Source organism: Clostridium paraputrificum AGR2156, assembly GCF_000424025.1.
Taxonomy (GTDB): domain Bacteria; phylum Bacillota; class Clostridia; order Clostridiales; family Clostridiaceae; genus Clostridium; species Clostridium paraputrificum.
The window spans coordinates 1-6,868 of record NZ_AUJC01000023.1 but is presented as its reverse complement, the minus strand read 5'-3'; the positions used below and the strand labels follow the sequence as shown (position 1 = coordinate 6,868).

The 6,868-nt window shown below is 23.7% G+C and carries 12 protein-coding genes and 1 pseudogene; 1 reads left to right on the top strand and 12 read right to left on the bottom strand.

Annotated features, from left to right (window positions below; translation table 11 throughout):
* Positions 1-153: 153 nt before the first annotated feature.
* The 10 genes and pseudogenes from G594_RS19730 to G594_RS0114350 all read right to left on the bottom strand — a co-directional run bounded on the left by G594_RS19730 (position 154) and on the right by G594_RS0114350 (position 4,948).
* Positions 154-381: a PF20097 family protein gene (locus G594_RS19730; protein WP_051196032.1), complete on the bottom strand. Its 228-nt coding sequence runs from the start codon at positions 379-381 to the stop codon at positions 154-156.
* A 399-nt stretch (positions 382-780) separates the two neighbouring features.
* On the bottom strand, positions 781-1,353 hold the full coding sequence (locus G594_RS20580) for a tetratricopeptide repeat protein (RefSeq protein WP_242829734.1): 573 nt from the start codon (positions 1,351-1,353) through the stop codon (positions 781-783).
* Positions 1,354-1,571: 218 nt separating this feature from the next.
* A complete protein-coding gene (locus tag G594_RS20575) occupies positions 1,572-1,811 on the bottom strand; it encodes a helix-turn-helix domain-containing protein (RefSeq protein WP_242829733.1) in 240 nt (79 codons plus the stop codon).
* Positions 1,812-2,127: 316 nt separating this feature from the next.
* Entirely contained in the window at positions 2,128-2,361 is a 234-nt protein-coding gene (locus G594_RS19060; RefSeq protein ID WP_051196031.1) for a hypothetical protein, read from the bottom strand.
* Positions 2,362-2,509: 148 nt separating this feature from the next.
* Positions 2,510-2,752, bottom strand: a complete 243-nt coding sequence (locus tag G594_RS0114370) for a hypothetical protein (protein ID WP_027099211.1) — start codon at positions 2,750-2,752, stop codon at positions 2,510-2,512.
* A pseudogene (locus G594_RS20760) lies at positions 2,749-2,850 on the bottom strand (DUF6483 family protein); the annotation flags it as partial. The gene G594_RS0114370 and the pseudogene G594_RS20760, both read right to left, overlap by 4 nt.
* A gap of 68 nt (positions 2,851-2,918) precedes the next feature.
* Positions 2,919-3,107 (bottom strand): DUF6440 family protein, encoded by a 189-nt coding sequence (locus G594_RS0114365; RefSeq protein WP_027099210.1) that lies wholly within the window; start codon positions 3,105-3,107, stop codon positions 2,919-2,921.
* A gap of 160 nt (positions 3,108-3,267) precedes the next feature.
* A complete protein-coding gene (locus tag G594_RS0114360; RefSeq protein ID WP_027099209.1) occupies positions 3,268-3,447 on the bottom strand; it encodes a hypothetical protein in 180 nt (59 codons plus the stop codon).
* A 330-nt stretch (positions 3,448-3,777) separates the two neighbouring features.
* Entirely contained in the window at positions 3,778-4,062 is a 285-nt protein-coding gene (locus tag G594_RS0114355) for a TIGR04104 family putative zinc finger protein (RefSeq protein ID WP_027099208.1), read from the bottom strand.
* A gap of 538 nt (positions 4,063-4,600) precedes the next feature.
* Positions 4,601-4,948, bottom strand: a complete 348-nt coding sequence (locus G594_RS0114350; RefSeq protein WP_027099207.1) for a hypothetical protein — start codon at positions 4,946-4,948, stop codon at positions 4,601-4,603.
* A 379-nt stretch (positions 4,949-5,327) separates the two neighbouring features.
* Here G594_RS0114350 and G594_RS20360 point away from each other — a divergent pair, with 379 nt between their 5' ends.
* The gene (locus G594_RS20360; protein ID WP_027099206.1) at positions 5,328-5,627 is read left to right on the top strand and encodes a hypothetical protein; all 300 of its coding nucleotides are present in this window, start codon (positions 5,328-5,330) and stop codon (positions 5,625-5,627) included.
* A 156-nt stretch (positions 5,628-5,783) separates the two neighbouring features.
* Here G594_RS20360 and G594_RS0114340 read toward each other — a convergent pair whose 3' ends face one another.
* Entirely contained in the window at positions 5,784-6,281 is a 498-nt protein-coding gene (locus G594_RS0114340) for a hypothetical protein (protein WP_027099205.1), read from the bottom strand.
* A 304-nt stretch (positions 6,282-6,585) separates the two neighbouring features.
* Positions 6,586-6,729 (bottom strand): hypothetical protein, encoded by a 144-nt coding sequence (locus G594_RS20185; RefSeq protein WP_155849317.1) that lies wholly within the window; start codon positions 6,727-6,729, stop codon positions 6,586-6,588.
* Positions 6,730-6,868 lie beyond the last annotated feature (139 nt).

Genomic DNA, 6,868 nt, shown 5'->3' with positions numbered 1-6,868 from the left:
TGACATTGTTTTTCCCATCCCCTCCTTTTTTCATATATAGATACAAAAAAGTATCTATGAAAAACATTAACTCATGTTTCTCATAGATACTTTCTCTAATTTTAAATTTATACTAAAACTACTGTATATTGTTTTAAATACAACATTTATTATCTACTTTTTATTTTCATAATCAATAATTATCTTTTTGCACTTGTAACATACGAACCCACTAATATTTTTTCTACTCATTATTGGAGTTTCTGTAAGCTTTATTCTTCCTTCTCCCTTCTTAAAAAATGCAATAGAAGGTTTTTCCCCTTCTGGTACCCATTCTAAGAAATCCCTTCCTGAAGGAATGTATCCACTTTTCATATCACTACTACAATAAGGACACTTCATATTAAATCCTCCTTTTTTAATATATTTTTACAGTTAAATTATATCATCATACTACTATTTTTTAATACAATTTATATAATACTTTCTATAATTTAAAGGTGTCTTCCAAAAATATTTTTAGTTTAAAAATTTACACCTTTCCGGTTAAATTCTGTACCTTTTTATTATAAAATCATTTTTTTATAATAAAAATATCAAATGAATAATGACGTTGTGCCTAAAAGTTATTATTCAATGTTCACTTGCATATATAAGAAAACAACTCTAAAAAAGATAAGTTCCCCCCTTGGTACTTATCTTTTTTTATATTCAAATAGTATTCTGATCTCACTTTCTATTTTATTATTACTTTATAATATCTAGTGTTAATACATAAATAAAATTATATAAACTTTAGGCTCATAATAATATAGCTTTTATCCTAGAATCATCTTTTACAAAATCAAGAGTCTTATCTTTCTTAATTGCCTCTTTAACCATTTTCTCGTATTTATCTTTACTAATGCTTGAATTTACATTAAACTTCATATGTCTATATAATTTTGACTTCATAGCATTATCCATACTACTTGCTTCACTAACTATTTTTATAATCATTTCTATAGTTTTATCTTTATCACGCTTTTCTTTTGCTAAGGATAAGTCTAATTGATATTTATAGTATTCCCCAAACTCAAATACTTCAATAATCTTTTTACAAAACTCAACATACTCTTCTGCTTCATTAAATTTATTTTCTTTGTATAACAGGTTTATTATAAAAGATAAAGTTCCAAATACTTCATGAGAATCTTTCCATAACTTACTTTCATAAATACTATAAGCTTTCTTATATTCCCCACTACTTTCAAATAATAATGCCTGCTGAATTTTTTTATCTACATTTATCTCTGGAATCTTATCCAATATTGCTTGAGCCTTTTTATATTCTTTTTTATCCCTATATATTGCCGATAAGTCTAGTTTAGCCATAGAAGCTATTTTCTCATTATTGCTTGATGATACAAGTTCAAGCCACTCAATTATTTTAGTTTCATATTTATATTTTTCCTCAATATCAGGTTCTAATAAATATATTCTTAATACTGTTGATATTCTAATTATAAGCTCATCACAATTGGGGTATTCTTTAATTAAAGCACAGCTTCTTTCAAATCCCTTTTTAAAGCCTTCCTCTGATATTATTTCACCTATCTCTTTTGTAATTTTTTTACTTCTGTATCTGTTAACTCCTTATTAAATCCCAATAAAGTATTAACATCAATTTTTAATACACGTGCAAGAGAAGGTAGTAAAGTTATATCTGGATATGATATTCCATTCTCCCATTTATTAGCTGCTGGTGCGCTTATATTTAAATAATTAGCAACTTGTTCTTGAGTAAGATTTTCCTCTTTTCTATAATATCTAATTACTTCATTTATTTTCATAATAGAATAGCCTCCTATTTATATAATTAATTTTCAATTTGTTAATTAAATAATACCAAAGCTATATATTTTAAACAATTGAAGTGTTTTCATATTTTATTCATAAAAAATAACTGTTAGTTATTAAACTAATAAAATTTATCTTATATTTAATAATAACTGTTTCAATTCCTCTATTTTATCTTTTATTAAAACATCAAATTTCATAAACTATCCAACTCCTTCATACTTTCTTAGAATTGCAAACTAAAAAATACCGTATACTCATTTGAATAATACGGTGTTTAACAAAAAAATATTTTATATTTGTGGCATACTAATACTTTTCATCATTTTTCCATTTGTTGTAAGTGTAAATTAATTGCCATACGTATAATATTACTAATAATATAGGAACTATTTTATTAAAAAATAGATTATCTCCTATAAAAAAAGTAAACATAATTGCTAATAAACATAATGGAGCTTGCCATAAAGTTCGTATGAACTTTCTTCTATAACTTAAATTCATATAAAATAATTCAAAACCTTCATCAACCTTATATTTCATAACATCCTCTCCTTATATTTAATCTTCAATACTATTATGAATTTATTATAATACTATATTATTCAATTCTTAAATAGCATTTAGTTCATAATACATACATGAAATACTCCGAAAATAATATTGAAGGAACTAATTCCATATTAAAATACTACCAAATAGTCTTTATGCACTTATGTAATGTCATACCAATCTTTACTTTTTCTTTTGATTTATATTCAGTAACAATGGCTTTAATAAAAACAATAAAAAAATAAGTTGAACAAATCAACAGAATATATATTGGAATTTGGGTATGTTCACCAAATCTTGGTATAGCAATAAATAAAAAGCAGATAGCTAATACTAAATCTAAATATTTTTTACGCTTTAAATTGATTGATTCATATTTCATTTTTCAATTCCCCCTAATCCCTCCAAAATTTCTTCCCTTGAAAAATTACAATCACGTAATTTCTTATCACTAAACTTATTAATTAAATTATAAAATTTTTTGCTATTTTCATATTAACATTATTACTATAATAGTTGACTGAAATTATAATTATTTTCTATTAAATTTATGATTTTTTTACTATTACTTCTCCATTATTATCTAATAGCGGTGTTAGACCTCCACCAGCTCCTCCCCAAGCATAAAGATACTGAACTCCAGTTTCTCTATCTGTGAGAATATATGTTTCTATTGGATTCTTTTCTCCAACTCTTTTTATTTCAAAACGATCATAACTATTCTTCTTTTCAAACATATATACCTCCTAAATCCAACAAAGATAATACTATTATATAGAAATTTGAGAGCTTCTCTATTTCTCTTTTAAAATAAAACCATGTTCCATCTACACCTGCTAATTCTCATCCCTCTTATAATATTCATTTATATTTAAATTCTTTCCTAAAATTTCCTTATTACAATTGCAAATTATCTTCTTTTTTCTTTTCTAAGATAAGATTTACTATATACCTAATTGCTAATATTATAAATAGAATCCCCAACATATATTTTTTCTGAAACATATTTAACATTCCTGCTATCAAAACAAATATTGTCACAAATATTCTCATATTTCTTTCACTTACTTTTTTCATAAAATTATCTCCTTACTTTTTAAAAAACAATATATATAGCAATAAAAAACAATATTGGTGTTATTATCAAGTTTATATACACTAAATAATCTATGATTTTATGTCTATCAAAATATCTTTTCACTTCTCTATCTGCTTTATTTTTTAATTATTATAGTTACTAATAATCTTATGCACACTATTATAGAAAAAAGATTTACTATTACCCATTACCCCTCTATACATTTCATTACTAAAGTATATTTTAAATTTATAATAACTTAACTTTTCAACTTTCGGATAATAATTTATCTAATTTATTTTTAAATCCCTATATTTTAAGATTATTACTTATTCTATTAATTTATATCTTACTATTAACGGACTTAAACCAATAACAACTAACAAATATATTAAATAAAATACTATAACATTAATTCCAAATTTAAATAAATATATTTTAAATAATAATGGTAATGATATTAATATCGCTATAATTAATCTAGATAGATTTGTAATTTTTAATTTAGTATTACAATTTTTACATTCTATATCTTTATATCCAGGAAAAGACCATATAAAAAATAGTAATTCTTTATATGAAAATTTTTCTTTACAATTAATACATTTTCTCATACTAATCCCTCCTACATAGTCTTTTTATAAAATTTCATCATAATCAAAGTAATAAATATTCTTAAAATAAATTTAACCACACTATTAATCCTCTCTTTTTTCAGAAAAATAATTTTAATGTTATAACAGACTAAACATCTTTATCATACTTCGATTTTTTGTAATCACAAATTAATTGAGATAGATATATTATTACTAATACTATAGGTACTATTATATTAATAAATAAGTTATTTCCTATAAAAACAATAAATCCAACTAATAAAAAACACAATGGAGCTTGCTATAAAGTTCGTATGAACTTTCTTTTATAACTTAAATTCCAATAAATTAATTCAAAACCTTTATCAACCTTTTTGCTCATAGCATCTTCCCCATTTTTTAACTCTAATACTATTATGAATCCATTATAATACCATATTATTCAATTTTAAAGAAGTATTTACTTAGTAATACTCTCATTTTAGAATTACAAAATAAAAAAATACCGTATATTATTTTAAATAATACGGTATTATCTCTAATCCTATCTTATATACTATTTACATGGTTCAAATGTTATAGCTACTTCCCCTTGCCCAACTATTCCTAATATTTTTCCAGGCTCAATATTACGTAAGTAGAATTTATCTCTATAAGGAACTCTAGTTAAAAATTCTATATTCATTTCATTATCTAAAACAATAATTTTAGTAGGAGTATCATTAAGTAGCGTTATTCCTATATCAACATTAGTTTTATTATCAAAACTATAAAATCCTGATTTATAAGTAGTGGAAATAGCTGATGTAATTATATCACTACTAGAAATAGTGCTTGCTTTAACACTATTAGGTAATATTATAAAAATCATAGCTACTATTAAAAAATATATCTTTTTTATCATATAAATTTCTCCTTTACTCATACTTTTAATATTAGTATTTCAAAAAATGACTTTTTTATACAATTTATAATTACCCTATAGTTCCATCATTATTGTAATAACTAACTCACTATCCTTAGGTGATAATTTATCTAAGCCTTTAATTTTAAGTATTTCATTGCCATTTAGCACCTTTAGGCACTACCGCATTTCAGTAGCGGAACTTTTCACTCTGTTCAAAAACGTTAACTTCAATTTCAAATACTGTTTATATACTACTAATCTCACTTAAATTCTTGATATTTTTTTAGTAGATTTATCATAATATACAGTATATAATTATAAATAAGGAAATATATTACATTATATATTACATAAAAATATTTTCGGAGGTAACAAATTGTTTATATGGTTAGTAATATTAACATCTTTATCAATTCTTATATTTAATTGCCTGTTTTATTGGCTAAATAATAGTAATCTGTGCCCTTTTAACCCAATTAGAAATAAAATTGATACTTTCAATGAAACAAAGATACGTACAATAAAAATCATTACATTTATTGCACTTGTTATAATAGGCTGTATCTTACTAGCACTTCATACAAATACTATTATTATTGCTTTAATCATTGGAATTTTATCATCAATTAGAGATATATGTTTAAAAAATAATATTATTGAAACTTTAAAAAAATAAATATTTATATTAAACCAGTAATCACTATTGATTATCAATAATTCATTTTTAATGCAAAAAAAGTAAGTAGGAAAATTGATTCTCTACTTACTTTTTTATTTTAAACTTAAAATATGTTTTTATATAATTTATCTGAAAGAAACTCTATTTTCTCAACTAACTCTGAACTACATAGTAAAAATTATTTTGTTTCCACATAGCTCCTTCAAACGAATGCGGAGGATATGGATTAATTACCCTATCTGTCCTTGAATATACAAATATAGTTTTTGAAAACTCTCGTAATTCATTTAATTGATCAACAGGTACTATAGTTTTTATTACATCCGCAACATCAGCTTTTCCCATTATAACTTGACCTACTTTATAGATAGTATATGCTGCTCCTATCACACTTACACCTTTTTGAAAAGCAACTTTAGCCACTTTAAAAACTGAACCTATTGATCTAGTATCATTGTTACTACCTTTATTCATATAATTTTCGGCTTCTTCTAAACTATCTGCAATATACATTAATTCACCATTTCCATTAAACACTTCATATTTTTCTGAAGTAGTATCTAATGTTTTAGCAGAAGTAGTCAAAGCACTAACATTAAGACAAAAAAGAAACATTGTAATACTTAAAAAAATTGATACAGTTTTTTTCATATACATACCTCCTTTTTATTTTATATAAATTTTAACACTTTTTGGTATATATGTAAATATATTAAACCGTATCAAGTTAACTTTTCCTAACTTAAAAATTCTTAAACTCTATAAATAAATTATATTTTAAATTTATCATAACTTGATTTTTATACTCACCCTATATTCTCTATTTAACACATAATTTTATAGATATAAAAAAGTATCCCCCGGGGACACTTTAGGCACTACCGCATTTTAGGAGCGGAACTTTTCACTCTGTTCAAAAACCCTACCTTCAATTTTGGTTAAAAAATTTATTGTTTTAAAATCTGATTTTATCTACTCTAATCAAATATAACGACTTACTTATTGATACATTCTTCGTTATGGCTACAAATAGTGCATACCAATTTTCTGTATAGTTCTGTACCTTAAATAACTCTGTTCTTTTATCTTTTGTAAGCATTTCTACCACTCCATTTACTTTATTTCTATAATCCTAGTAATCTCTTTAGTTTCCAAAACATCATTCTTCTCAATCTCTAATTCTGCATATTTATTTATACTGTCCTTACAGATATAATAAATATCCTTTTCATTTGAAT